Origin of the sequence: Paenibacillus sp. MBLB1832 (assembly GCF_032271945.1) — a bacterium.
In the GTDB taxonomy this organism is placed as follows: Bacteria; Bacillota; Bacilli; order Paenibacillales; family NBRC-103111; genus Paenibacillus_E; species Paenibacillus_E roseopurpureus.
On record NZ_CP130319.1, the window covers coordinates 4,850,977 to 4,874,830 of the forward strand.

The window sequence follows — 23,854 nt, forward strand, 5'->3', positions numbered from 1 at the left end:
TTATAGTATTCACAGGGAGCAATTGGGAAATTCTCCTCAATCACTCCCTGTGGAATGTACAGCTATAATTTTAATGATGGCTATTTCTTATTTTTTAATCCAGTGCATCATTTCACGCAATTGACCGCCAACAACTTCGATCGGATGTTGAGCTTCGTTACGACGCGTTGCGTTCATGAATGCGAAGTTGGATTGGTTCTCCAAGATGAAGTCGCGAGCGAATTTACCTTGTTGGATATCGGAAAGAACTGCTTTCATTGCTTTTTTCGTTTCAGCAGTGATGATACGAGGACCTGTTACATAGTCACCGTACTCAGCTGTGTTGGAGATGGAGCTGCGCATGGAAGCAAGTCCGCCTTCATACATCATATCCACGATCAATTTCAACTCGTGCAGACACTCGAAGTAAGCCATTTCAGGTGCATAGCCTGCTTCAACCAATGTTTCGAAACCAGCTTTAACTAGTTCAGAAGCACCGCCGCAAAGTACTGCTTGCTCACCGAACAAATCAGTTTCTGTTTCTTCTTTGAAAGTCGTTTCGATAACGCCTGCACGTGTACAGCCGATACCTTTTGCATAAGCAAGACCAATTGCTTTTGCATTGCCAGTCGCATCTCTCTCGATTGCGATCAAGCCAGGTACACCAAAGCCTTCAACGTACGTACGACGTACCATGTGACCAGGGGATTTAGGAGCTACCAAGAATACATCTGTACCTTCAGGAGCAACGATTTGTCCGAAATGAATGTTGAAGCCGTGGGAGAACATCAAAGCTGCGCCTTTTTTCATGTTCGGTTGAATGGACTCTTTGTAAACGCGAGCTTGTGTTTCATCCGGCATCAAAATTTGAATTACATCAGCGCGACGTGCTGCTTCTTCAACAGATACAACTTCGAAACCATCATTTTTAGCTGTGTTCCATGAACGGCCTTCACGAAGACCGATAATTACATTTAGTCCGCTGTCACGCAAGTTTTGTGCTTGTGCGTGTCCTTGGGAACCATAACCAACCACTGCAATCGTTTTTCCTTTAAGTACCGCTAAGTCTGCATCTTTTTCATAGTAAGTAGTAACTGCCATTTCGAATAAATCCTCCTTTGATATGATGAATCCGTTTTATCTACCCCTTGAGTGGGTGTTTCAACGATTTACCGTGGTACTCCGCTGAAACCCCTACTCAAGGGGAGGTACTGCTGATGAAGCTTACTGCCTACTTATTTCACGGAGCCGCGAATCATCGCGGTTACGCCCGTACGGGAAAGTTCACGAATGCCATATGGACGAAGTAATTCAACCATCGCATCAATTTTATCGGAATCTCCAACAACTTGCACAATCAGAGAAGCAGGTCCGATATCCACGACCGCAGCGCGGAACGTTTCAACAATGCCAAGAATTTCTGGACGCATGATCGGCTCTGCATTTACCTTGATCAATGCAAGCTCCCTAGCTACCATAGGATTGGCACTCAAATCAACAACCTTGATCACGTCAACCAATTTATACAATTGCTTCGAAATTTGCTCAAGTGTATTATCATCGCCTGTGGTTACGATAACCATCCGGGAAAGTCCGTTTTCTTCGGACTCTCCTACAGTGATGCTTTCAATATTAAAGCCTCTGCGTCCAAACAAGCCAGAAACACGTTGCAGGACACCAGGCTGATTGTTTACGAGTACGGAAACTGTATGTTTAGTTGTCATTATTCCGAATCCCCCATTAACATGTCACTAATTGTATCGCCCGCTTTAACCATCGGGAACACGTTCTCACCCTTTGGTACGACGAAATCAATAACGACAGGCCCCGGCGTATCGAGCGCTTCCTGCCATACTCTTCTCGCTTCTTCCTTCGTCGTTGCGCGCAGACCTTTCACACCGTAAGCTTCTGCAAGCTTCACGAAATCAGGGCTGCCAGCTAGATCGATGTGGCTATAACGGTTCTCGTAGATAATTTCTTGCCACTGACGAACCATACCTAGAACTTGGTTATTGATGATGACGATTTTCACCGGAATGTTGTTGATCGCACAGATAGCAAGCTCTTGCGCACACATCTGAACGCCGCCGTCACCGTTAATAGAAACAACCAATTTATCAGGGTTCCCCATTTGAGCGCCGATCGCGGATGGGAATCCGAAGCCCATTGTACCCAAACCACCAGAAGTTACGAGGGATCGCGGGTTCTTGAAACGGTAGAACTGTGCAGCCCACATCTGATGCTGACCAACGTCCGTTGTAATGATCGCTTCACCTTTGGTTGTTTCGCTAATCATTTCTACAACGAATTGTGGCTTGAGTTCCGTTTCTGTTTGATCGTATTTCAACGGGAATTTCACTTTGTTTTCTTGCAATTCCGCGATCCAAGCTGCGTTGTTCGCAGGTTTGGCTTTCGTATTCGCATACTCCAGTACGGCTTTCACATCGCCAACACAAGGAATGTCCGTTTTCACGTTTTTCCCGATTTCAGCTGGATCCACATCGATGTGTGCGATCGTTTTCACTTTAGGCGCGAAGCCGTTCAAGTTCATTGTCACGCGGTCATCGAAACGTGAGCCGATCGAAATGATCAGATCCGCATTCTGAATCGCCGTATTCGCTGTATACGTACCATGCATCCCCGGCATGCCGAGCCATAGCTCGTGCGCACTTGGGAAGCCGCTTAGGCCAAGCAAGGTCGTCGCAACAGGAATCTGTGTTTTATTTACAAATTCGATCAATTCATTAGAAGCATCGGCATATACAACGCCGCCACCTGCTAAGATAATCGGATGTTCAGCTTCCTCAATCGCTTTAATCAATTTATCAACCTGCATTTTGTTCGGCTGCACCGTTGGATTGTATCCACGAATGTTAACTTCAGTAACAGGTTTAAATATCGTTTTATGAGCGGAGACATCCTTAGGAATGTCAATGAGAACCGGGCCTTTACGACCTGTGTTCGCAATATGGAATGCTTCATGAATAATACGAGGCAGATCTTTCACGTCTCTGACCAAGTAGCTGTGCTTCGTAATTGGCATAGTAATGCCCGTGATGTCAGCCTCTTGGAAAGCATCCGTACCGATGAAGTTCGTTGCCACGTTACCCGTAATAACAACTAGAGGAACAGAATCCATATATGCTGTAGCAATCCCCGTGACAAGGTTTGTAGCCCCCGGTCCGGACGTTGCGATACATACACCAACTTTGCCTGTTGAACGCGCATAGCCGTCAGCCGCATGAATTGCGCCTTGCTCATGTCTTGTCAACAAGTGATTGAAATCATCAAAACCATGCATTGCATCATAGATGTACAATACAGCGCCGCCTGGGTATCCGAAGACGCAGTCCACACCCTCCAGCAATAAGCTTCTTAGCAAAATTTCGGAACCCGTAATCAGGTCTGGCTGCGTCAGCTTATCAATTAGTTCTTCTTTAGAGCGTTTTGGTTCAGTTTGAACATTCATTGTGATCCTCCTCTCGAAAAGTCAGTTCCTGTCATTGTCTACCATGCCTTGAAAATAAGAAAAACCCCTATTCATCCCAGACACGCACTACACGTGTTCAACGGGACGAAAGGGGTTTAAGCTTCCGTGGTACCACCCAAATTTGCTACATGCCTCACAGCATATAACCTTAGCAGGTATGTTCATGAATGAACATTACCCTCAGCACGATAACGTGTGCTCTTCCGATTCTCCCTAGTACATGCAGATACTCGACATGTTTCAGGAAAACAGCTCCGAGGTGACTTCGTACGTAAGGGATTAAGGCGATGGTTTCAGCAAGTCCAACGCTCTCTGCTCATAAGTGCCCTTATTACTTCTTCCTCTTCATAGCGATTCATTCGTATGATTAAAGATTATTATATGCATCTGCATCACAATAGTCAATAGGAACTTTCGAATAAAAAAATAGAGATGGAGAGAAGATAATACCAATTCTTTGGAAAGTTCTGAGGAGGCCATCCATGAACCCGTCTCTACAAGTCCCTTTCCCCCTCTCAACAAACTTGCAAGATAATGTGAAATGGTTGAAACAGCAACTAGGCGAGAGTTCCGATATGAACTACCGTCAATTCGAATTAGGCGTCTATCCTGACACCAATGGGGTTGCAATGTTTTACATCGAGGGAATTGTAAAGTATGACATCATTAATGAACATATAACGAAACCCCTGCTCTCTTCTCAAGAAAATGAGAGCTATTGGCGGCAAGATATCTGTTTTCATGACTTACTGTGCCAGGCAATCACAATCAGCGATTTGTCACTCAGCTTTGATGGCGATACAATCGTTTCTGCTCTGCTCGAAGGCAAAACTATTCTATTTGCGGACGGCTATAACGAAGCGCTTATTGCTGGTACTGCGGGCTGGGAAAAGCGTGCGGTCGATGAGCCTCAAACGCAGACGGTGGTAAGGGGACCCAAAGAAGGCTTCACGGAGGATTTGCGTACAAATACGGCGCTAATTCGCAGGAAAATCCGGTCTCCGCAGCTCCGCTTCCTCAGCTTACACATAGGACGAGTCACCCAAACCGAAGTGGTTATTGCTTACTTAGTGGGGATCACAGATCCCAAGGTCGTCGAAGAAGCGAGACAGCGCCTAGCCCGTATCGATACAGACAGTGTGCTAGAAAGCGGCTACCTCGAAGAATACATCGAGGACGTTACGTATTCTCCTTTTCCAACCATCATGAATACGGAACGGCCCGATTCGGCAGCTGCTGGGTTATTGGAAGGACAAATCGCCATCTTGGTGGATGGGACTCCCTTTGTACTTCAAGCGCCAGTCACGTTTTTTCGATTTCTCCAATCGAGTGAAGACTACTATCAGCGCTTTGACATCGCGACGTTCATCCGTATCATCCGCTATATCTCTTTTTTCGTCTCAATGCTGCTTCCTGCTCTCTATATTGCCATTACTACGTTTCACCAGGAAATGCTGCCGACAACGCTGCTTATCAGTTTAGCTGCGCAACGGGAAGGCGTTCCCCTGCCTGCGCTTGCCGAGGCATTTCTCATGGAAATCACGTTCGAGGTGCTTCGTGAAGCCGGGGTTCGCATGCCGCGTGTCATTGGATCGGCCATCTCGATCGTCGGGGCGTTGGTGCTAGGGCAAGCATCGGTACAAGCCGGCTTAGTATCCGCTGCTATGGTCATCATCGTCTCATTTACAGCGATATCAAATTTTGTTACACCAGCCTTAAATATGGCCGTAGCTGCTCGATTAATCCGTTTCGGTTTAATGCTGCTTGCGGGCACCTTTGGCTTATTCGGCATCTTGACAGGCTGTATGGCTATTTTGATTCATCTCGCGTCTCTTCGCTCCTTCGGGGTTCCCTATCTGACACCTATTGCGCCGTTAGTCATGACTCGACTGTTGGATACCTTCATTCGAGTACCACGCTGGTTAGCGATGGTTCGACCGCTAAGTAAAACGAACAGAACGAGACAAAAGCCTTACGATAAGCCTTCACCACCCCCGAAAAATCGCTTGTAAGACATCTTGCTGGAGGTTATCGATATGAGCCCAACGCTTAAGCGATGCCTGCTTCTTCTGACGACCTGCTTACTCCTCACAGGGTGCTGGGACCGCAAAGAGTTAAATCAACTCGCCATCACGTCCGCCACCGCGATTGATTGGGATGGCAAAGTATGGACGGTTTCCTACCAAGTCGTCATTCCGCAATCGATAACGAATACGGGAGGAAATTCGGGGCAACAAGCCCCTGTTATGGTCTTCTCTACAAGCGGCGGGACGATTCGCGGTACCGTGCAAAAGTCGAGCCTGGAAATGCCGCGGTCCTTATTTTTCGCCCATAATCGCATCGTCATTATAGGTGAAAAGGCCGCCGAGCATGGCATCTCTCAGCTGTTGGATGTCTATCTGCGCAACCCCGATTCCCGCGAGACTGTGAACCTTCTGGTCACGGGAGGCGAGGGTCGAAAAATACTGGAACAAATTATCCCGCTAGAGAAAGTTCCTGGTTCAGCTATCCAGAATATGATTCGTAACGAGGATAACAACGGCTCTAACAATAAGCAGGTCAAGCTTTATCAACTCATGATGGGATCCTCGAGTGATGCACCTTACACCTTGATACCCGAAATCATCATCTCAGGCGAAGGCGATAACAACACAATTGCCTCCCTGAAGAACACGTCGTTCCCGAATAAATTGAAACTCGGGAGAACCGCTATTTTCAAAAAGGACAAGCTTGTCGGTTGGTTTACGAAGGATGAGGAATACGGTAATAACTGGATCACGAATCAAATTAAAAAAACAACGCTCTACTTCGGATGCTCGAAAGAAAGCACAGAGTATCGCATGGCGATTCGATTTGACCACGCCAAAACGAAATTAAAGCCAATCTTCTCTGATCATGGCCCCTTAATGATGCAAGTCCATGTCAAGGCAATTGGTAATATTGTCGAGAATGCGTGTCCAACCGATCCTACGCAACCCAAAGATATTCAAGCGATCGAGCAAGCGGCTGGTGCAGAAATTATCCGAATTATGGGAAACTCCTTTCAGGCAGCCATTAAAAAGAAAGTAGATATCTTTCATCTCGCCGATCTCATTCACAAACATGACCCTACACGTTGGCGCCAATTAAAGCCTGACTGGGATCAGCAATTCGCCAACCTCCAAATGGATCCCCAAGTCGATGTGAAAATTGCAAGAATCGGTATGAGCGGCAAAGCATACAGAGAGATCATTAAAGGTGGCGAAGAGTAGTTATCGGACGGACGGAGGGGAGAAGATTTGATCAACCAGATAAGTCGATTTCAGCTATTTGTGATGATTGTTTTGTTTGAAATTGGCAGTACACCGCTCTTTGCGTTAGGCAGCAGTGCGAAACAAGATGCTTGGTTGTCCATGTCCGCTGCAGCCATTGCCGGCTTCTTACTCCTCCTGCTCTTTCTCTCCATACAGCAAAAGGCAAGAGATCAAGACCTCATCGGTCTGCTGAAGATTTGCTTCGGACGTATCCTTGGCACCAGCCTAGGTGTCTGGTTTGCCTGTTATTTTGCCTATGAATCCATGCGAAATGTTCGTGACTTTGGTGAGATTGCCAATCTAACCTTGCTTAGCACCACACCCAAATACATCACGATGTTTATCATCCTTTTGCTAGCGTTTTATGCCATTGTGATGGGTGTGGAAACCTTATTTCGCGTGACAGAGGCACTGCTGCCCATCGTTGCGTTCAGCTACGGCTTCCTGATCTTCCTTATTTGCATCGCCCGATTAATTCATCTCGACAACTTGCTGCCCATCATGGAAAATGGGCCTACGCCCGTTCTCAAAGCAGCATTTCCAGACATCGTATCTTTCCCCTTCGGTCAGACGGTGATCTTCTTTATGGTCTGGCACATGCTGCCTAGAGATCAAAAAATTAAGAGACTAAGTCTCGCCGCTTATACGTCGGTTTCGGTTTTCTTAATCTTCATGAACATCCTGAATATTGTTGTGCTCGGAACGACACTAGCCTCTAACAGTACACTCCCCCTCTTGGAAATGGTTCAGCTTATTGAGGTAGGCGATATTTTCGAACGACTTGATGTGCTGGTTACGTTACTGCTTTTTCTAGGCTTATTTGTTAAAATGACGACCTTCTATTGGGGCTCCGTGTATGCGATGGCGCATATATGCCCCGCGATCTCCAAGCGGTATTGGCTGCTCCTGATCGGCAGCATCATCTTCATCACTTCCTTCCTCGAACCGAATTACACCTACCATACGTGGCTCGGTTTAATCGTGAGCGTGAAGGTGTATCCGCTGTTTCAAGTGATCATCCCGCTTATGATGTATATTCTCCTCAAAATCCGCAAAATCCCGGCGCCGCAATCATCGCCTGAAGCATAAAAAAGAGCCTGCCCCCTAACGGGGACAAGCTCTCCAAGGCGTAAAGCCAAGCTTACGCGTTTACTTTCGCTTTAGCAGCTGTTGCCAAATCGTTGAACGCTTTGGAATCGTTAACAGCTAGGTCAGCCAAGATTTTACGGTTAACCTCGATACCAGCCAATTTCAGGCCGTGCATCAATTTGCTGTAGCTCAAGCCGTTTTGACGAGCACCAGCGTTGATACGAGTGATCCAAAGTCTACGGAAGTTACGTTTCGTTTGACGACGGTCACGGTATGCATAAACCAAAGACTTCATTACTTGTTCTTTAGCTGTTTTAAATAAGCGGTGTTTGGAACCGAAATAACCTTTTGCTAATTTCAAAATTTTCTTACGACGGTGAGCGCGAATAAATCCGCCCTTGACTCTTGCCATTGTGAACTACCTCCTGGGATATATAAATGATGTTCGATTTGTTGTTGGAAATTAACCTTTGATAAGTGTCAACTGTTGTTGCAAACGACGTACATCGCCAGGAGCCATTGTTGGGTTCGTGGACAAAACGCGTTTTTGCTTGGATGATTTACCGGAAAGCAAGTGGTTCTTACCTTGTTTGTATCTCATCACTTTGCCTGTGCCCGTAATTTTGAAGCGACCTTTCAGGCTGCTGTGTGTTTTCATTTTCGGCATGGTGTTGTTCCTCCTAATTTAGTATACCGCCTAAGTTGTTGCTTTCGGCGTTAAGATCATGATCATGCTTCTTCCCTCAAGCTTCGGAGCGCGCTCCTGCGAGGAAATGTCAGCAGTTTCAGTTGCAAGACGCTCAAGTACTCTGCGGCCAATCTCCGAGTGCGCGATTTCGCGACCACGGAAACGGACACTGGCTTTGACTTTATCGCCATCGCCAAGGAACTTGACTGCATTGCGAAGCTTCGTTTGGAAGTCATGTTCATCAATCGTCGCGCTGAGGCGGATTTCCTTGATGTCCACGATCTTCTGGTTCTTACGAGCTTCTTTTTCTTTCTTCTGTGTTTCGTAACGGAACTTGCCGTAATCCATAATGCGGCAGACAGGCGGCTTCGCCGTCGGTGCAACGTTTACTAAATCAAGGTTCGCGTCAAGTGCAATTTGAAGAGCTTCGCGAATCGGTGTAATCCCGAGTTGTTCTCCGTCCGCCCCAATCAGGCGTACTTCCTTCACACGAATCTCATCGTTAATCATATGGTCTTTGCTAATTGTGTTCCACCTCCATAAAGTATGTAAATCTCTTTCACAAATATAAAAAAGATGTGGGCGCTAGTGGGCCCACATCTTCATCAATAACAGGTTCATGACAAACCCATTTCATGTACATGATGATTCATTCAGACCAGCCAACGATACGTTAGTCAGGTGAGAAGCGGGCGCTTCTGCTTTTACTTGAAATATAATATCATCCCGTGAAAAAAAAGTCAACTCACTTGTTTGCTTTTCATTTCATCTAATCGAATAACACGCGTATGCTCGGTGTGGCTCCATTGCTTGTTGTTTTGCGTGAAGAAAGCATAGAACGTGATGGGCCACCAAGAAAGCATGAAAATCGGGTACAGCAACAGATATTTATACGTCTTCTTATGTGCCTTTTCAATCAGCATGCACGCTGGAAGCAGCACATAGATGGCCAAACTCAGTGAATTAATCACTACAGGATTCACATGAACCAAGGCTGAGTCTGCCGTCCCGTGGGATGTCATGGATTGGATCCATAGCATAACCGTTAGGATAGCACCGAAGAAGAAATTATATACATTCGCCGAATAAATGGCGGCATCAATTTTCATCCAACTTCCCGTTTTGATCCCCTGCCACAACAATGGGAAGAAGAAACGTTTAGCCACTTCAAAGTGGCCTTGCATCCAACGCAAACGCTGTTTAGCGGAAGCATTAAACGATAGCGGCTTTTCATCGTACACACGCGTATCGTAATTGAATGTAGGCTTGATATCCATTTGAATACAGCGCATGGAGAACTCGAGATCCTCAACAAGGCTTGTTGCTCGCCAACCGATCTGTTTCAACAAATTGGAATCGAAGCACATCCCTGTACCGCCAAGATAATTCGCAAGTCCGAGGTTTGAACGCGGCGTTTGGACAAAGCGATTCGCATAGAAGTACGAGATTGCAAAGGAGCCTGTGATCCAGGAATCATTTGGATTTTTGGTATCCAGATAAGCTTGAATCACGCGGGAGCCTGAACATAGATCATTGTTCATATGAATTAAGAAATCTGTGCCCACCAGATTGTCCGCGTCAAACATGACGATTCCGTCATATTGCTTCTCACGCTTCCAAAGCTCTTTGAGCATCCATTCAATCGCATATCCCTTGCCTCGCAGGTTCGGATTGCGGCGCTCCATCGCGTACACGCCGTGGTGGCGCGCAATGTCAGCCGTGTTATCCGTACAATTGTCACAGATGACGAAAATGTCAAAGAGCTCTTTCGGATAATCCAAAGCTTTCAGGTTTTCAATCAATGCGCCAACGACTTGCTCCTCATTGTGAGCGGCAACCAAAACAGCAAACGACTTCTGCGGTGCATACATCTTTTTGTTTTTCGGTCGATACCAACCAAAAAATGTTAGAAACAGCTGATACGCTGCAATCACGGCCAGAAACATCTGAACGGCCAGCATGATCTTGTCAAACATAAAACAAGTCCCCCTTTTTTTATGCACGTTAGCTCTCTTTTTATATGCCTCGTGCTTTTATGTACAGGTCATACAGTTGTCTAAGCAAACGGGAAAACAATCGTTTTTGATTTTCCTCTCTTTCCTCCTATTTGTCAAAGCCAGCATACTTCGAAAAAGCGCCAGTTCTTTGAAATTTGGCAGGTTCGCAGTCGCCGAATAGAGCGTGCGCTTGGAATCGGTTCGAAAATGTCTTGTTTTCATCGTTTTTCATCTATTGTGTACGAAAAGTTCACCATTTAGACGAACAACCGATTATATGAGAGGGAATAACCATCACACTATTCGCTTCGAAAAGTTGGTTAGAGTCCGTCGTCGGATAGAAGTTCATCATTTGGGGGACACTAGAAGAATAGACGTATGCTTTCCGTGCGAAGTTTGGTTAATTAGATGTCATACTACCATAGAAATGTTAACGCTAGATTAGTGCAACATTAATTTGGAACGCCAAAAATTTATCATAGGGTTAATCTTCTTCTAACATTTCCTACCTACAATGAAATGAGAATAGAAACTCCAACTAGAGGGAGGCAGCTTCTCATGAGCAAAGTCGTGCATTGGCTTCAGCATCATGAAACACGCTTGTTCCACTTCGTTAATCAACGTATTCAACACAACTATCTCAACCATTTCTTTACGAGAATCACACATTTAGGCGGCGCTACCGCCACCATTATGATCTCTTTGTGCTTGGCTGTCTTCGGTCATGATTCCCTGCGAGTTGCAGGTCTTCAAGCGTTGCTTGCCTTAACCATCAGCCATATTCCAGTCGCCATTATGAAAAAGCGTTACCCTAGACTCCGCCCTTATCTCGTCCACCCTCAGACGATCACGTACAAAAATCCTTTAACCGATCACTCCTTCCCTTCGGGGCATACCACGGCTATTTTTTCACTCATGGTTCCGATCGTCTTCGCCTTTCCCTTGTCAGGGCTCATCCTGATCCCACTAGCGTTCATTGTCGGTACATCACGAATCTATCTCGGACTGCATTATCCGTCTGACTGCATCGTTGGATGCTTGCTTGGTACAACCGCTTCATTAGCCACAGTCGCATTCTGGGGGTAAACCATGGAAAAGGGTTCACAAAAAAAACGAGTACTCATCCTATCGGAAGGCTTCGGCGCGGGACACACACAAGCAGCGTATGCACTTGCCAGCTCCTTGGAGCTGCGCTGCTCCGCCATCGAGACACTTGTTGTAGAGCTTGGCGCCTTCCTTCACCCCACACTGGCTCCGTGGATTTTCAGCGCGTATAAGAAAACGATTTCCACGCAACCAAAGCTGTATGGCCGCTTATATCGCTCACAGTACCAGAAGAAGCTTAATCCCTTGACACAGTTAGCTCTGCATCGCATTTTCTATGCACAAACAGCTGCGTTTATTAGACAGTGGGAACCGCAAGCTATCGTGTGCACGCATCCATTTCCAAGTGTGGTCGTATCCCGATTGAAACGGGCAGGCTTACACATTCCGCTATGCACGGTAATTACCGATTATGATGTGCATGGAACTTGGGTCAGCTCAGAAGTAAACAAATATATGGTGTCGTCCGAGGACGTTAAACACAAGCTGTTAGTACATGGGGTTGCTCCAGCGCATGTCGAAATCACAGGCATTCCCGTTCACCCTAGCTTTAGGGAGGTTCATGATAAGGCTCTCATTCGGCAGCAATTCGGTCTCTCCTCCTTACCGACGGTCCTTGTGATGGGTGGAGGATGGGGACTCATAGGCGGCGATTCCTTGAGCGAGCATCTCCTGATCTGGCGGGACCAGATCCAATTCATCTTTTGCCTAGGTAAAAATGAAAAAGCACGCGCCAAACTCGCGGGAGATCCACGTTATTGTCATCCGAATATTCATCTGCTAGGGTTTACACAAGAGATTGGCAAGCTGATGGAGGTTTCCGACCTGCTTGTTACCAAGCCGGGAGGCATGACCTGCTCAGAGGGACTTGCCAAGTCCATTCCTATGTTGTTCTATGATCCGATTCCTGGCCAAGAGGAAGAGAATGTGCACTATTTTACACGGCACGGTTTCGGTGAAACCATTCAATCGGCCGATACGATTTCCAATTGGTTAACGATGCTGGCGTGCCAATTTGCCGATGTGCAGGCGAAACGTACTTCGAATAACCATCGAAAGGACAGTCTCCCCGCGGGTGATGGTTCAGAAGTCATTCTTCAATTGCTTGGATAATTAGGCCATTAACAAAAAACAGACTATACTCTGAACTGCCTGCGCGGCGGCCAGAAATAGTCTGTTTGTATTCATTCTTCAGTATCTGTCTCTTGATCGGCTGCTGCTGTAGATGCCGCTGTTTGCAAAGATTGCTGATGAGCAGCAAGCGCATCTTGTCCAATGACCACTTCGCAGCGGTGAATGTTCATGCCCTGACCCGCGAATTTCGTTTCGTATTCGGTCATGACATGATCCGGATGAATGCCATCCACATGAAGATTCAGCGAAATATTGCGCATTCTAAGCCCCATATCCGCGAAGGAATTCAAGGAGAACTCGAATAAGGATTGGGAATCGGTTTTTAGATGAATTTCACCTTTTGCATTTAAAATTTGTTGATATTTCGCCACAAATCCTGGATGCGTCAATCGTCTGCGTGCGTGCTTTTTCTTCGGCCATGGATCACTGAAGTTCAAGTAAACGCGCTCCAGCTCACCCTCTGCAAATGCTTCTTCAATGTGCTCAATATTGAAAAGCATCAACCGTAGATTCGGAATGCTGAGTACGCCTTCTTCATCTGCAGTTACTTCGTGTGCGGCTTTCGCCTTCTCACTTGCCTTCCGAATCAGCTCATCATACATGTCGACTCCAATGAAATTGATGTTCGGATATTTCTTGCTCATTTCACTAATGAAACGCCCTTTGCCCATGCCAAGCTCAGCATGAATCGGGTTATTGTTTCCGAATAACTCGGCCCATTTGCCTTTAAAATCTTTGGCATTGAGTACAACGAGTTCCTTTTGACGTTCAATATCTTCTCTAATTCCTTTTCTACCCCGTAAACGCATTAATCATTGCCTCCTACACGAACATGCTATCGAATACAAATCATAGTCGATTCTATGAAAAAAATCAAAGCTTTCCTAGTTATCTATGAAAGAAAACACCCTCCAGAATGGAAGGTGCTTGAGAACTGTTAATTCGGTTTATCTATAGCTTTCGTCTCTACCTCGGTTGCTGCTTCTCATACCAAACAGACCTAACAACCCAAGAAGACCTAACCATCCCCAGTTCATCCCTTTGGATGTATCCGTTGTTGAATATGCTCGGTAAGAGGTACCATAAGTGCTAGGAGGTGTCGTAGATAAGCTCTTCGTACTCATCCTATCTACCGTATTCACGCTGCGATTGACGCCTCTCTGGGCCCTTTCAGCTACATCTTCTGCTTTATCTCCTACGTTCGTGCCAAATCCATTGATATGATCCATGACACCTGTGCCTCTTGTCGTGCCATAGCCAGAATACGTATTCGGCGTTGTCAGACTGCCATTATAATTGCCCGTAGTTCCATTTCCGCTAAAATTCGGTGTATTTACACCTGTCCCCAGCCCCATGCCTGGAGCAGTCGCATCATAATTGCTGCCCGTATAGCCCGATGGCGTTGTTGTTCCTGTTCCCGTGATTGTCGTAGACCCCGTCCCTGTCCCAAGCGTACCAATCGGTGCTGTCGTTGTTCTGCCTGAATTTCCCGTATCTACGTTCATACTCAACGTACTTGCTTGTGCGCCTACCGCCCCCATACTTAAAGCTGTTGTCAATGCTACCGCCAAAGTTATCGTACGAAACTTTTTCATGTAGTCCATTTCCCCTCTCAGCTCTGTAATTGTGGTGCTTTGTTATCTTGCTCCCTTGAAGAAGGTTTTATCGGGGGACTTGTTGGAAAGGCAGGGGTCGCTTTCATGCTTGAATTTCGATACAATAAAAGGGTAAGAATAGCGATGCAAGGATAGAAAGGATACAACCCATGTCTACAATCATTCAGGAATCGCCTCAACTTTGGGGAGATAAACGTTTCCATACATGGAATTACGAAATGCGCGAAGCTTTTGGCGGCAAAGTGTTCAAAGTTATGCTGGACGCTGGATTCACATGCCCCAACCGCGATGGCAAAATCGCGACCGGCGGCTGCACGTTCTGCAGCGCACGCGGATCAGGAGACTTCGCAGGAAGCCGCCGCGACGACCTTGTTACCCAATTTAATAAAATTAGGGATCTTCAGCATCAAAAATGGCCCGAGGCCAACTATATCGGCTATTTCCAAGCCTATACGAATACGTATGCGCCTGTAGAGGAGCTGCGTGAGTATTATGAAGTGATTCTGAAACAACCTGGCGTTGTCGGCTTATCAATTGCCACACGACCAGACTGCTTACCTGACGATGTTGTCGAATATCTAGCTGAGTTGAATCAACGAACGTATCTGTGGGTGGAAATGGGACTGCAAACCGTGCACGAATCCACCTCCGAGCTTATCAATCGCGCCCATGATAGTGAGTGCTATCTCGACGCCGTAGCTAAGCTGCGCAAACATAATATCCGCGTCTGCGCGCACATCATTTATGGTTTGCCTGGCGAGACGCACGAGATGATGCTGGACACGGGTAAAGCCGTAGCCCAAATGGATGTGCAGGGCATCAAAATTCATCTGCTGCATCTCATGCGCAAAACACCGATGGTGAAGCAGTACGAAGCAGGTCTGTTGCAGTTTTTAGAGAAGGATGAATATGTGAAACTGATTGTCGACACACTTGAGATTTTGCCGCCAGAGATGATCGTTCATCGCCTCACGGGCGATGCGCCGCGGGATCTGCTGATCGGACCGATGTGGAGTTTGAAGAAATGGGAAGTTTTGAACGCGTTCGATAAGCTGCTGATAGAGCGAAATACGTGGCAAGGGAAGTATTGGGCGGGGAAGGATGTTAAATAAGCCGAAATGAGCATTCTGGAGCAGGATGCTCTTTTTTCCGTAGAGCGAAGAGCTGTGGCGGCTGAGAGGCAGGACGGGCAGAGCGAGAGCTTTAACGCTTTTTTGGGCGTTAAAGTAGAGCGCATGGCGCCTTGGTGCGTCGTTAGGGCCCGATCTGACTGCAATTCACACGATCACCTAACATTGGAGGTATTTATATATGGGTTTCGTATCTGTTCTGAGTTATGCACATCAACTCATCCAGCAGCGTGTCCAGCCTGGCGACACGGTCATTGACGCTACGCTGGGCACTGGCGTAGACGCCGCCTTTATGGCGAAGCTCGTCGGCCCACGCGGCAGCGTGTACGGCTTCGACATCCAGCAGGCCGCGCTGGATCAAACGGGGCAGCGTCTGGCGAAAGAATCGCCAGACGCGCACGTAGTCATGAGCTTATGCAGCCATGCGCTCATGGAAGCGGCGGTGCCGCAAGACCGCCACGGCAAGGTCGCGGCGGTCACGTTTAACCTCGGCTACCTGCCAGGAGCCGAGACTAGCATTATCACCGAGCAGGAATCGACCATTCCTGCTCTTGAAGCTGCGCTCCGCCTGCTGCGCAAAGGCGGCATCGTGACCATCGTGCTGTACAGCGGGCACGATGGCGGATCCGAAGAAGCCGCGGCGGTGGAACGCTGGGCTTCCGCTCTTCCGCTCGCAGCATTCCAAGTGCTGCGGTATCAATTTGCCAATCGCAGCGCATCCGCTCCCTATCTCTTAGCTCTAGAAAAAAGATAGCCGCATGATATAATGCTAGAGAGTAATTATCATAGGCTGATTGTATAAAGAGACTAGGGGAAAGTAGGGATCGTTATGAAATCATACCCGCTTCAATTTCAACCAGAGATGAAAGAACGTGTTTGGGGAGGCAGAACCCTTGAACGATTTGGCTTTGAGCTGCCAGAAGGCGCGATTGGCGAAGGCTGGATGATTGGAGATCACCCGAACGGCACAACGAAGGTCGTTAATGGCGAGTTGGCAGGATTAGGTCTAGATGAAATTCGTGAAAACTACGGCAAAACTCTGTTCGGTACAAAAGGATTTTCCGAGAAAAATGGTCGTTTCCCGCTTCTAATCAAACTGCTCGATTGTGAAGACGATCTCTCCGTTCAGGTTCATCCGAACGATCACTATGAGAACCTTGCTCCAGGTGAGCTAGGCAAAACAGAAATGTGGTACATTCTCGATGCGAAACCAGGTGCCAAAATCATCTACGGGATGAATAAAGGCGTAACACGTGAAAGCCTTGCAGACGCCATTGCGGAGAACCGCATTATGGACTGTTTACAAGAAGTTCCTGTTGAAGCTGGCGATTCTTTCTACATACCTGCTGGAACGGTACATGCGCTTGGCGCGGGTGTTCTGGTAGCCGAAATTCAACAAAACTCCGATACGACCTACCGCTTGTATGACTATAACCGTCCAGGCTTGGATGGCAAAATGCGTGAGCTGCACATCGAGGATTCCCTTAACGTGATCGCCTATGAAGGCTCAGGCTCTACGCGGATGAAAACCAATTTGACAGAACCAGGCACATGGTTGACGCTTGCGTCCTCTCCTTTTTTCACGGTAGAAAAAGGACTTGTAGGTCCACAATGGGAGCTTACTACAACTCCTGACAGCTTCGTAATCCTTGTGATTGCGGACGGCAACGGAACGCTTCAATGGTCTGATGGTCAAATCGCAACAAAACCTGGCGACTGCTTCTTGCTTCCTGCTGATTTGGGCAGCTATTGCTTAGAAGGCAGCATGACTGTCATTCGCAGTTATCTGCCATAACAAATGAAAAAGCTCTCTGATCCCGCCTTAAAGGCATGGTCAGAGAGCTTTTTATTTAGGCTGGCCTATTCTTCCGAAAGGCTGCTTTCTTTCAGGATAACGTCATGCGCGCCGCCTTCAACCAGACTCGTCGCCGAAACAAGCGCGATCCGCGCATTGTTTTTGAGCTCGTCCAGCGTCAACGAACCGCAATTGCACATGGTGGATTTGATTTTACCTAGTGTCTTGTCCAGGTTCTCCTGCAAACTTCCCGCATATGGAACGTAGGAATCGACGCCTTCTTCGAATAAAAGCTTGCTCTTGCCGCCAGTGTCATAGCGCTGCCAGTTCCGAGCACGGTTGGAGCCTTCGCCCCAGTATTCTTTCACGAAATTGTTGCCGACTTTCAGCTTTCTAGTTGGGCTCTCATCGAAACGAGCGAAATATCTGCCCAACATTACGAAGTCTGCACCCATAGCCAGCGCCAATGTCACGTGGTAGTCGTGTACAATACCACCATCGGAGCAAATCGGAATGTATGTGCCTGTTTCTCTGAAGTATTCGTCTCTCGCTTCAACCACTTCCATGATAGCAGATGCTTGGCCGCGGCCAATCCCTTTCTGCTCGCGCGTGATACAAATCGAACCGCCGCCGATTCCCACTTTGACGAAGTCCGCACCGGACTCCACCAGGTAGAGGAAGCCTTCACGATCGACAACGTTCCCCGCACCGATTTTCACATCAAAATTCTGCTTCACATACTGCACCGTCTCACGCTGCCATTCGCTGTAACCGTCTGAAGAATCGATAACAAGAATGTCTACGCCAGCTTCAACAAGCGCAGGAACTCGCTCTGTATAATCCTTCGTATTGATACCCGCACCAACAATGTAACTCTTGTTCTTATCGAGAAGCTCCATGGGATTCTCTTTGTGCTCATCATAATCTTTGCGGAACACAAGTGTATCCAGATTGCCATTCTCGTCCACGATCGGCAAGCAGTTCAACTTATGATCCCAGATCAGGTTATTCGCTTCCGAAAGCGTAATGCCAGACTTGCCGTATACTAATTTCTCAAACGGTGTCATGAACTCCGAAATTCTGCGTTCTTGGGAATCGCGGCTTTTCCGGTAGTCACGGCCCGTAACGATGCCTAACAATTTTCCGTTCGCTGTGCCATCGTCTGTAATCGCAACTGTAGAGTGGCCTGTCTCCTCTTTCAAAGCAAGTATATCACTGAGCGTATGTTCTGGCGTCAAGTTGGAGCGGCTTACAACAAAACCAGCCTTGTACCCTTTGACTTTGCGCACCATCTGAGCTTCTGACTCAATCGATTGCGAGCCAAAAATAAACGAAATCCCGCCACTACGCGCCAAAGCAATCGCCATTCCATCATCGGATACAGCTTGCATGACAGCAGAAGAAAACGGGATATTCAATGAGATTGCCGGCTCCTCACCCCTATTGAATTTAACTAGTGGTGTCTTCAATTTCACATTCGCAGGTGTACATGCCTTCGTCGTCAGGTTAGGAATCAACAGAAACTCACTAAACGTACGCGACGGTTCCATATAATACGTAGCCACTTTACAATTTCCTCCTAATATAGGGATCTTTGAGTGTAGCTCAAAGTCTCTCATTTGATTGATCCACAGATAAATTTTATAAATCTTATCACTGAACGGCACCTGTGGTCAATGGGTTTTTCAGGGAAATGTTCAGAAGGCTGGTAATCTAGCCGAATTATCTTTTATTTTGTCCAAATTTGCGGCTCGGAACCTTCTTTGGAATACTCAATACGGGTTGGTGTAATGTCCAGCACGATATAGTTAGGGTCATGAGGACCCTCGAACCATTGCTTCATGTCATCCTTCCAGAGCTTCTCACGAAGCGCATTATCGGATGAGATCGTGGCCGTAGCCTGAATTTGTAAAATATACGGCGTCGACTTGCCGTCAAAGCCCACCAGAATGTGGACATGCGGATTCGCGGCTACTTCCTCTACCTTATCTGTGTTGCGGCTAGACGTTAAATAAATGGTCATTCCTTCATGAAGTAAGGCCATATAACGGACCTTGGGCTTGTCGCCGTCCACTGTCGCGAAGGAGCAAACCGGATTGGCGCTCAGCACCTGGATGATTTGTTCTTCAAGCTGTGTGTATTTTGTTTCAATCATTGTGACATCTCCTTTCAATTTGCATGAACTACCCTAGATTACCCAGATTGGGCGAAAAATACCCCTCACGGCGGCCGTGAGGGGCATGAAAAATTAAATTGTCGCCAGCTGCTGCAGCGGCATCGTGTAGTAGGACGCGGCCTTCTGCGCGTCTGGCGGGAAGTGCACGACGAGCAGCTCGCGGCTGCTTTCGTCGATGACGCCGCTTTGCAGGTACGTCTGCAAAGCGAACGGCATGACCTCAAGCATGGCATGCTTGTGCAGGTCTTTCTCGTTGATGCGGAGGCTGTGAAAGTCTCCGCTCACGAGCTCAGGCTGCTCTGCGATCAGCTTGAGGTACGCATTCTGCTCGGACTTCTCCAAGGTGAAGTCCCACCAGATTTTGCGTGGCTTATATTTATGGCCGAGGAAGTAGTCGAGCTTCATCAAGCCTTCGATGATGTGCAGGTTTTTCGTGCTGCGATTGAGTAGGAACTCGCGCAAGCGTGTGAACAAATCTTCGAGCTGATGCCCGATCTTCTGCCACCCGCGGCCTTCCCAGAAGTCCCCGAATTCTTGGAAAAAGTCGAATGCGGACGCGAACTCATTCGCGATTAAATGCTTTACCGTATGATCCATCCGGTGGGCGTTCCAGTACTTCTCAAGCACATCCTCGACGCGCTTGATACGAATGAGATCGGTAAATGGCAAAATGTCGTTGCCAAGAATCTCGTAAGGCGCATGGTCCATGTATACGTAGCCGTATTTATGCGCATCGTTGCGCATGCCGGTACCGCGCAGCATTTTGAGGAAACCGAGTTGCAGCTCCTCAGGACCTAGCTCGAACACGTCGTTGAACGTTTTACGGAACGAGTTGTAGTCCTCTTCCGGCAGTCCTGCGATTAGATCGAGATGCTGGTCGATTTTGAGGCTGTTTTTCACCTTGGACACGGTACGGCTGAGCTTAGCAAAATTTTGTCGGCGCTGGACGAGTTCATTCGTTGTGTCATTGGTCGATTGCACTCCAATTTCAAAACGGAACGTACCCGGAGGGGCATTTTCAGCTAAATAGTCCAGCACTTCAGGTCGCATAATGTCCGCGGTAATCTCAAATTGAAATACGACGCCGCGATGATTCTGAATGAGGAAATCAAAAATTTCCATCGCATAGTCCCGCTTAATGTTAAACGTCCGATCCACGAATTTAATCAGCTTCGCGCCTGAGTCGATAAGGTACAGCAGATCTGACTTTGTTCGCTCCATGTCAAAATACCGCACACCCACCTCAATACTCGATAGGCAGAACTGGCAAGAAAACGGACAGCCGCGGCTTGTCTCGAAATATACGACACGATTGGCTAGGCTCGGAAGGTCCTCCTTAAAGCGATGCGGTGATGGGATATCGTCCAGCTTCAGCTTCGGTCTGCTTGGCATAAGCACGACTTCTTGCTCTTTGCGATAGGCAAGGCCATAGACAAAGTGGTATTTGCGCGTTGTTGAAATCTCTGTTAGCAGTTGGTGGAATGTTTCTTCCCCTTCGCCCATGACAATGAAATCGACCTCAGGGATACGGTTCATCCAGTAGTCGGTGTCATACGAAACCTCGGGCCCGCCAAGGACAATGAGGATCTCGGGACGGATTTTTTTGATCATTTTGATAATATGAATCGTTTCTTCAATGTTCCATATATAACACGAAAAGCCCAACACATCTGGCGCCTTCTGATAAATATCAGAGACGACATTCATGACGGGATCTTTAATCGTATATTCCGAAATTTCAACATCGAAATCCTTCTCGCAGAACGCTTTCAGGTAGCGCAGCGCCAAGGAGGTATGAATGAATTTGGCATTCAGTGTAGATACAAGTACTTTCATGTTCCTAAAACCTCGTTTATTCTGGGTTATCGTGCCTTCTAATTCTACACGAAAACCAAGGAAATACAAAGGCAGAAGCAGAGATTCAAGCAAAGATTCAAGAGCTAAAGCACCATATCGTCGTCCAAATGCGGAGCTTCGTACGGAAATTGTAAGTAAGAAGCTTCTTCGATCGCCTGCTTCCAGCGCTCCGCGTGGGAGATGAGTTGCTGCTCAACGGCTTGAATGCGCTGATGGATTTCGCTGGTGTTCTCTGTTGGACCCTGCTGCAGCGCCTGTTGCAAGGATGTGCGTTCTTCAAACCACTGCGTTAACTGGTATAAAAGCATGGGATTGCCCGCCTTTTCTAGTAGGATGGATGATAGCCTGTACAGGCTAGTGTTCCCTGAAATTGGCGGGTGTATTCGGGCTCGGGCTTAGCTCAGGTGGGAGAAAGATGCGGTGTTGGCCGAGAATGATGGTAAGATGATCTTAGACAATATCAACTTATAGGAGGATTTGGATGAGTATACTTGGAGAAAACTCAGCAGTACCACAAGCATCAATTGCACCGTGGCTTGCGGTAAATAATGCCGCCAAAGCTGCGGATTTTTACAAGTCGGCTTTCGGAGCGAGTGAGCTGTATCGACTAGAAGATGATAACGGTCATCTCGTCATTGTTCATCTTTCCGTGCTAGGCGCGGAGTTCTGGCTGCAAGAGGACCCTGAGTTCGACGCCGAGTATGTCCGGCAAGGTTCATTTCGCTTGATTGTCACCCTCGACAATCCAGATGCTTTATTTGAGCGGGCGCTTGCTTCTGGCGCAACTGAGATCGCAGCGATGAGCGAGGGATACGGTTGGCGCATTGGGCGGGTGGTTGACCCCTTTGGCTACCATTGGGAAATCGGTGTTCGGTTGTAGGGGCGGAAGTGAAGCTGAGGTGCCTGAATTGGGCGGCTCAGGTGCAAATTTGCTACCTAAGTCTCCTGAGCCTCCCAAATTGGGAGGCTCGCGACACACAATGCCAAAAAATCCAGCCCCTCCCCTGTTTCGACTGCGAATGCAGCGGAAGCAGGGGCAGTAGCTGGATTTCATCCTCTTCCTTATTTCAACAAAGCTCCGTCTTTCTCTAAGACCGCTTGCAGCTCAGCAACATCAATGTCCGCTGGAAGCACGCCATACTTCACTGCCAGCCCCGCTGCGGAACCTGCCGCTTGCCCAGTTGCCATGCAGCTTGGCGTAAGACGCGTCGTCGCCAGCGCTTCATGCGTGGTGGAGATGCAGCGGCCTGCGGTGAGCAGGTTTTCGATTTTTTGCGGGAGCAGACAGCGGTAAGGGATGTCGTAGGCGCCATCACCATTCACCCAAGCTGCAGTTACGCCCTTGCCAGACGGATCATGGATATCGATCGGATAGCCGCTCCGCGCAATGACATCATCAAAATGGCGGCCTTGCACCACATCCTCCACTTGCAGCGCGTACACGCCGTCAATCCGGCGCGTCTCACGGATACCAATTTGTGCGCCGACATTGGAAATGGAGGCTTTTTCAAAGCCAGGCAAGTTATTTCGCATAAAATCAGCAACCATCAGCACCTGTTTGCGGCCCAACTCCTCAGCCTCGGTCAAATCTTCTACATTGGTGCCATCAAGCCCCTGCACACGCGTCGTATTAACCAACACTTCGTCGTCTTCAGGACCTGTGAAGAACAGTACTTGGTCCCGATTGATCGGAAGATTCGCTTCCTTCCAATGTTTGAAATAGCCAAGGACACCAGACAGAGGGAGATCAGCGAGCTCGGAGAACGGCGTCTTTTTATAAAACTCATCTGGGTGATCGATCATGTACTGCTTTACGGCAGCCAAGTCCACACCGCGCATTCGGAACTTCATCGTCATCGGCTGTGTGAGTTTATCCCCATCACGCCCTTTCAAGCATGGCGCTCCCGACAGGTAAGCGAGATCAGCGTCCCCCGTCGTATCAATAAACACTTTGGCACTAACATCAATTCGACCTGATTTGGACGTTAATTGAACGGATTGTATGCGATTATCGACCGTTTCAACCTGATCCACAAAACTATGGAAAAGCAGCTTAACGCCCGCCTCTTTTAGCATATCAACAGCCAGCACCTTGTAAATCTCCGGATGATACGGGGTTATTGTATTCACGAATCCAACGGTATCGCGCAAATGGCCTGGTGACGCATTCATCGCCATGAGACGATCAATAATTTCTTGCGCAAGCCCCGCAATCACCTGTTTGCCCTCTGTTGTATGAAACGTCATCCAAGGATACACAAGCGCTGCCGTCGACATCCCGCCGATAAATCCGTATTTCTCTATAAGAACAGTTTTAGCTCCGCTTCGCCCTGCTGCTATCGCTGCATTCACACCTGCTGGACCCCCGCCAACTACAACTACATCTGCCTCAATTCGTTTGCTCATCTGATTTCGCTCCTTCTGCCCCTTTAGGTTCATCACTATCTCAATTCCTTGCTCCTCTCTCAGTGTAGTTTAAAATTAACCTTCTTTTTAGTTTAAATTT

General features: G+C 47.7%; 23 protein-coding genes. 9 read left to right on the forward strand and 14 right to left on the reverse strand.

The features are described from left to right. Positions 1-87: 87 nt before the first annotated feature. The 3 genes from ilvC to ilvB all read right to left on the reverse strand — a co-directional run bounded on the left by ilvC (position 88) and on the right by ilvB (position 3,448). On the reverse strand, positions 88-1,080 hold the full coding sequence (gene ilvC, locus MJB10_RS21800) for a ketol-acid reductoisomerase (protein WP_314798376.1): 993 nt from the start codon (positions 1,078-1,080) through the stop codon (positions 88-90). 134 nt (positions 1,081-1,214) lie between these two features. After that, positions 1,215-1,703 (reverse strand): acetolactate synthase small subunit, encoded by a 489-nt coding sequence (ilvN, locus tag MJB10_RS21805; protein WP_314798379.1) that lies wholly within the window; start codon positions 1,701-1,703, stop codon positions 1,215-1,217. Beyond that, on the reverse strand, positions 1,703-3,448 hold the full coding sequence (gene ilvB, locus MJB10_RS21810) for a biosynthetic-type acetolactate synthase large subunit (RefSeq protein WP_314798381.1): 1,746 nt from the start codon (positions 3,446-3,448) through the stop codon (positions 1,703-1,705). Before ilvB ends, ilvN begins: the two co-directional genes overlap by 1 nt. A gap of 503 nt (positions 3,449-3,951) precedes the next feature. Here ilvB and MJB10_RS21815 point away from each other — a divergent pair. The 3 genes from MJB10_RS21815 to MJB10_RS21825 are packed head-to-tail and all read left to right on the forward strand — an operon-like array spanning position 3,952 to position 7,851. Beyond that, positions 3,952-5,481, forward strand: a complete 1,530-nt coding sequence (locus MJB10_RS21815) for a spore germination protein (RefSeq protein WP_314798384.1) — start codon at positions 3,952-3,954, stop codon at positions 5,479-5,481. 24 nt (positions 5,482-5,505) lie between these two features. After that, positions 5,506-6,720 (forward strand): Ger(x)C family spore germination protein, encoded by a 1,215-nt coding sequence (locus MJB10_RS21820; RefSeq protein ID WP_314798387.1) that lies wholly within the window; start codon positions 5,506-5,508, stop codon positions 6,718-6,720. Between the two features lie 27 nt (positions 6,721-6,747). After that, positions 6,748-7,851 carry a GerAB/ArcD/ProY family transporter gene (locus MJB10_RS21825; RefSeq protein WP_314798390.1) on the forward strand — a complete coding sequence of 368 codons (1,104 nt, stop codon included), beginning with the start codon at positions 6,748-6,750 and terminating at the stop codon, positions 7,849-7,851. Positions 7,852-7,903: 52 nt separating this feature from the next. On the opposite strand, the gene rplT is transcribed toward MJB10_RS21825, so the two are convergent. The 4 genes from rplT to MJB10_RS21845 form a co-directional block, all read right to left on the reverse strand. Continuing rightward, positions 7,904-8,263, reverse strand: coding sequence for a 50S ribosomal protein L20 (gene rplT / locus MJB10_RS21830; RefSeq protein WP_028553998.1), 360 nt, complete (start codon positions 8,261-8,263; stop codon positions 7,904-7,906). Between the two features lie 51 nt (positions 8,264-8,314). Beyond that, on the reverse strand, positions 8,315-8,518 hold the full coding sequence (gene rpmI / locus MJB10_RS21835; RefSeq protein ID WP_314798402.1) for a 50S ribosomal protein L35: 204 nt from the start codon (positions 8,516-8,518) through the stop codon (positions 8,315-8,317). Between the two features lie 30 nt (positions 8,519-8,548). Further along, entirely contained in the window at positions 8,549-9,049 is a 501-nt protein-coding gene (gene infC, locus MJB10_RS21840) for a translation initiation factor IF-3 (RefSeq protein ID WP_167067530.1), read from the reverse strand. A gap of 230 nt (positions 9,050-9,279) precedes the next feature. Beyond that, complete coding sequence (locus MJB10_RS21845) at positions 9,280-10,515, reverse strand: glycosyltransferase family 2 protein (protein WP_314798409.1); 1,236 nt, start codon at positions 10,513-10,515, stop codon at positions 9,280-9,282. 579 nt (positions 10,516-11,094) lie between these two features. Here MJB10_RS21845 and MJB10_RS21850 point away from each other — a divergent pair. Both MJB10_RS21850 and MJB10_RS21855 read left to right on the forward strand, forming a co-directional pair. After that, entirely contained in the window at positions 11,095-11,622 is a 528-nt protein-coding gene (locus MJB10_RS21850) for a phosphatase PAP2 family protein (RefSeq protein ID WP_314798412.1), read from the forward strand. 3 nt (positions 11,623-11,625) lie between these two features. Next, complete coding sequence (locus tag MJB10_RS21855; RefSeq protein WP_314798414.1) at positions 11,626-12,753, forward strand: MGDG synthase family glycosyltransferase; 1,128 nt, start codon at positions 11,626-11,628, stop codon at positions 12,751-12,753. A 71-nt stretch (positions 12,754-12,824) separates the two neighbouring features. Here the strand turns inward: MJB10_RS21855 and trmB are convergent, their stop codons facing one another. Continuing rightward, a complete protein-coding gene (trmB, locus tag MJB10_RS21860; RefSeq protein WP_314798417.1) occupies positions 12,825-13,583 on the reverse strand; it encodes a tRNA (guanosine(46)-N7)-methyltransferase TrmB in 759 nt (252 codons plus the stop codon). Positions 13,584-13,721: 138 nt separating this feature from the next. Continuing rightward, positions 13,722-14,369, reverse strand: coding sequence for a WGxxGxxG family protein (locus tag MJB10_RS21865; RefSeq protein ID WP_314798419.1), 648 nt, complete (start codon positions 14,367-14,369; stop codon positions 13,722-13,724). A 170-nt stretch (positions 14,370-14,539) separates the two neighbouring features. On the opposite strand from MJB10_RS21865, the gene MJB10_RS21870 reads away from it, so the two are divergent. The 3 genes from MJB10_RS21870 to MJB10_RS21880 all read left to right on the forward strand — a co-directional run bounded on the left by MJB10_RS21870 (position 14,540) and on the right by MJB10_RS21880 (position 17,315). Continuing rightward, positions 14,540-15,502, forward strand: a complete 963-nt coding sequence (locus MJB10_RS21870; protein ID WP_314798422.1) for a TIGR01212 family radical SAM protein — start codon at positions 14,540-14,542, stop codon at positions 15,500-15,502. A 199-nt stretch (positions 15,503-15,701) separates the two neighbouring features. After that, entirely contained in the window at positions 15,702-16,274 is a 573-nt protein-coding gene (locus MJB10_RS21875) for a class I SAM-dependent methyltransferase (RefSeq protein ID WP_314798425.1), read from the forward strand. Positions 16,275-16,349: 75 nt separating this feature from the next. After that, on the forward strand, positions 16,350-17,315 hold the full coding sequence (locus tag MJB10_RS21880; protein ID WP_314798428.1) for a type I phosphomannose isomerase catalytic subunit: 966 nt from the start codon (positions 16,350-16,352) through the stop codon (positions 17,313-17,315). A 65-nt stretch (positions 17,316-17,380) separates the two neighbouring features. On the opposite strand, the gene MJB10_RS21885 is transcribed toward MJB10_RS21880, so the two are convergent. The 4 genes from MJB10_RS21885 to MJB10_RS21900 form a co-directional block, all read right to left on the reverse strand. Further along, on the reverse strand, positions 17,381-18,880 hold the full coding sequence (locus MJB10_RS21885) for an IMP dehydrogenase (RefSeq protein ID WP_314798431.1): 1,500 nt from the start codon (positions 18,878-18,880) through the stop codon (positions 17,381-17,383). Between the two features lie 164 nt (positions 18,881-19,044). After that, positions 19,045-19,470, reverse strand: a complete 426-nt coding sequence (locus tag MJB10_RS21890; protein ID WP_314798433.1) for a pyridoxamine 5'-phosphate oxidase family protein — start codon at positions 19,468-19,470, stop codon at positions 19,045-19,047. Positions 19,471-19,563: 93 nt separating this feature from the next. Continuing rightward, the gene (locus MJB10_RS21895) at positions 19,564-21,327 is read right to left on the reverse strand and encodes a B12-binding domain-containing radical SAM protein (RefSeq protein ID WP_314798435.1); all 1,764 of its coding nucleotides are present in this window, start codon (positions 21,325-21,327) and stop codon (positions 19,564-19,566) included. A gap of 104 nt (positions 21,328-21,431) precedes the next feature. Next, a complete protein-coding gene (locus MJB10_RS21900; RefSeq protein ID WP_314798437.1) occupies positions 21,432-21,656 on the reverse strand; it encodes a hypothetical protein in 225 nt (74 codons plus the stop codon). Between the two features lie 173 nt (positions 21,657-21,829). Between MJB10_RS21900 and MJB10_RS21905 the strand changes: the two genes are divergently transcribed. Next, a complete protein-coding gene (locus tag MJB10_RS21905) occupies positions 21,830-22,228 on the forward strand; it encodes a VOC family protein (RefSeq protein ID WP_314798440.1) in 399 nt (132 codons plus the stop codon). 182 nt (positions 22,229-22,410) lie between these two features. Here the strand turns inward: MJB10_RS21905 and MJB10_RS21910 are convergent, their stop codons facing one another. Next, entirely contained in the window at positions 22,411-23,754 is a 1,344-nt protein-coding gene (locus MJB10_RS21910; protein WP_314798443.1) for an FAD-dependent oxidoreductase, read from the reverse strand. Between the last annotated feature and the right edge of the window lie 100 nt (positions 23,755-23,854).

What these genes read in the sequence shown, in the direction of transcription:
- ilvC (WP_314798376.1), bottom strand. Translation starts at nt 1,080, where the DNA reads ATGGCAGTTACTACTTACTATGAAAAAGATGCAGACTTAGCGGTACTT.
- ilvN (WP_314798379.1), bottom strand. Translation starts at nt 1,703, where the DNA reads ATGACAACTAAACATACAGTTTCCGTACTCGTAAACAATCAGCCTGGT.
- ilvB (WP_314798381.1), bottom strand. Translation starts at nt 3,448, where the DNA reads ATGAATGTTCAAACTGAACCAAAACGCTCTAAAGAAGAACTAATTGAT.
- MJB10_RS21815 (WP_314798384.1), top strand. Translation starts at nt 3,952, where the DNA reads ATGAACCCGTCTCTACAAGTCCCTTTCCCCCTCTCAACAAACTTGCAA.
- MJB10_RS21820 (WP_314798387.1), top strand. Translation starts at nt 5,506, where the DNA reads ATGAGCCCAACGCTTAAGCGATGCCTGCTTCTTCTGACGACCTGCTTA.
- rplT (WP_028553998.1), bottom strand. Translation starts at nt 8,263, where the DNA reads ATGGCAAGAGTCAAGGGCGGATTTATTCGCGCTCACCGTCGTAAGAAA.
- rpmI (WP_314798402.1), bottom strand. Translation starts at nt 8,518, where the DNA reads ATGCCGAAAATGAAAACACACAGCAGCCTGAAAGGTCGCTTCAAAATT.
- infC (WP_167067530.1), bottom strand. Translation starts at nt 9,049, where the DNA reads ATGATTAACGATGAGATTCGTGTGAAGGAAGTACGCCTGATTGGGGCG.
- MJB10_RS21845 (WP_314798409.1), bottom strand. Translation starts at nt 10,515, where the DNA reads ATGTTTGACAAGATCATGCTGGCCGTTCAGATGTTTCTGGCCGTGATT.
- MJB10_RS21850 (WP_314798412.1), top strand. Translation starts at nt 11,095, where the DNA reads ATGAGCAAAGTCGTGCATTGGCTTCAGCATCATGAAACACGCTTGTTC.
- MJB10_RS21855 (WP_314798414.1), top strand. Translation starts at nt 11,626, where the DNA reads ATGGAAAAGGGTTCACAAAAAAAACGAGTACTCATCCTATCGGAAGGC.
- trmB (WP_314798417.1), bottom strand. Translation starts at nt 13,583, where the DNA reads ATGCGTTTACGGGGTAGAAAAGGAATTAGAGAAGATATTGAACGTCAA.
- MJB10_RS21865 (WP_314798419.1), bottom strand. Translation starts at nt 14,369, where the DNA reads ATGAAAAAGTTTCGTACGATAACTTTGGCGGTAGCATTGACAACAGCT.
- MJB10_RS21870 (WP_314798422.1), top strand. Translation starts at nt 14,540, where the DNA reads ATGTCTACAATCATTCAGGAATCGCCTCAACTTTGGGGAGATAAACGT.
- MJB10_RS21875 (WP_314798425.1), top strand. Translation starts at nt 15,702, where the DNA reads ATGGGTTTCGTATCTGTTCTGAGTTATGCACATCAACTCATCCAGCAG.
- MJB10_RS21880 (WP_314798428.1), top strand. Translation starts at nt 16,350, where the DNA reads ATGAAATCATACCCGCTTCAATTTCAACCAGAGATGAAAGAACGTGTT.
- MJB10_RS21890 (WP_314798433.1), bottom strand. Translation starts at nt 19,470, where the DNA reads ATGATTGAAACAAAATACACACAGCTTGAAGAACAAATCATCCAGGTG.
- MJB10_RS21895 (WP_314798435.1), bottom strand. Translation starts at nt 21,327, where the DNA reads ATGAAAGTACTTGTATCTACACTGAATGCCAAATTCATTCATACCTCC.
- MJB10_RS21900 (WP_314798437.1), bottom strand. Translation starts at nt 21,656, where the DNA reads ATGCTTTTATACCAGTTAACGCAGTGGTTTGAAGAACGCACATCCTTG.
- MJB10_RS21905 (WP_314798440.1), top strand. Translation starts at nt 21,830, where the DNA reads ATGAGTATACTTGGAGAAAACTCAGCAGTACCACAAGCATCAATTGCA.
- MJB10_RS21910 (WP_314798443.1), bottom strand. Translation starts at nt 23,754, where the DNA reads ATGAGCAAACGAATTGAGGCAGATGTAGTTGTAGTTGGCGGGGGTCCA.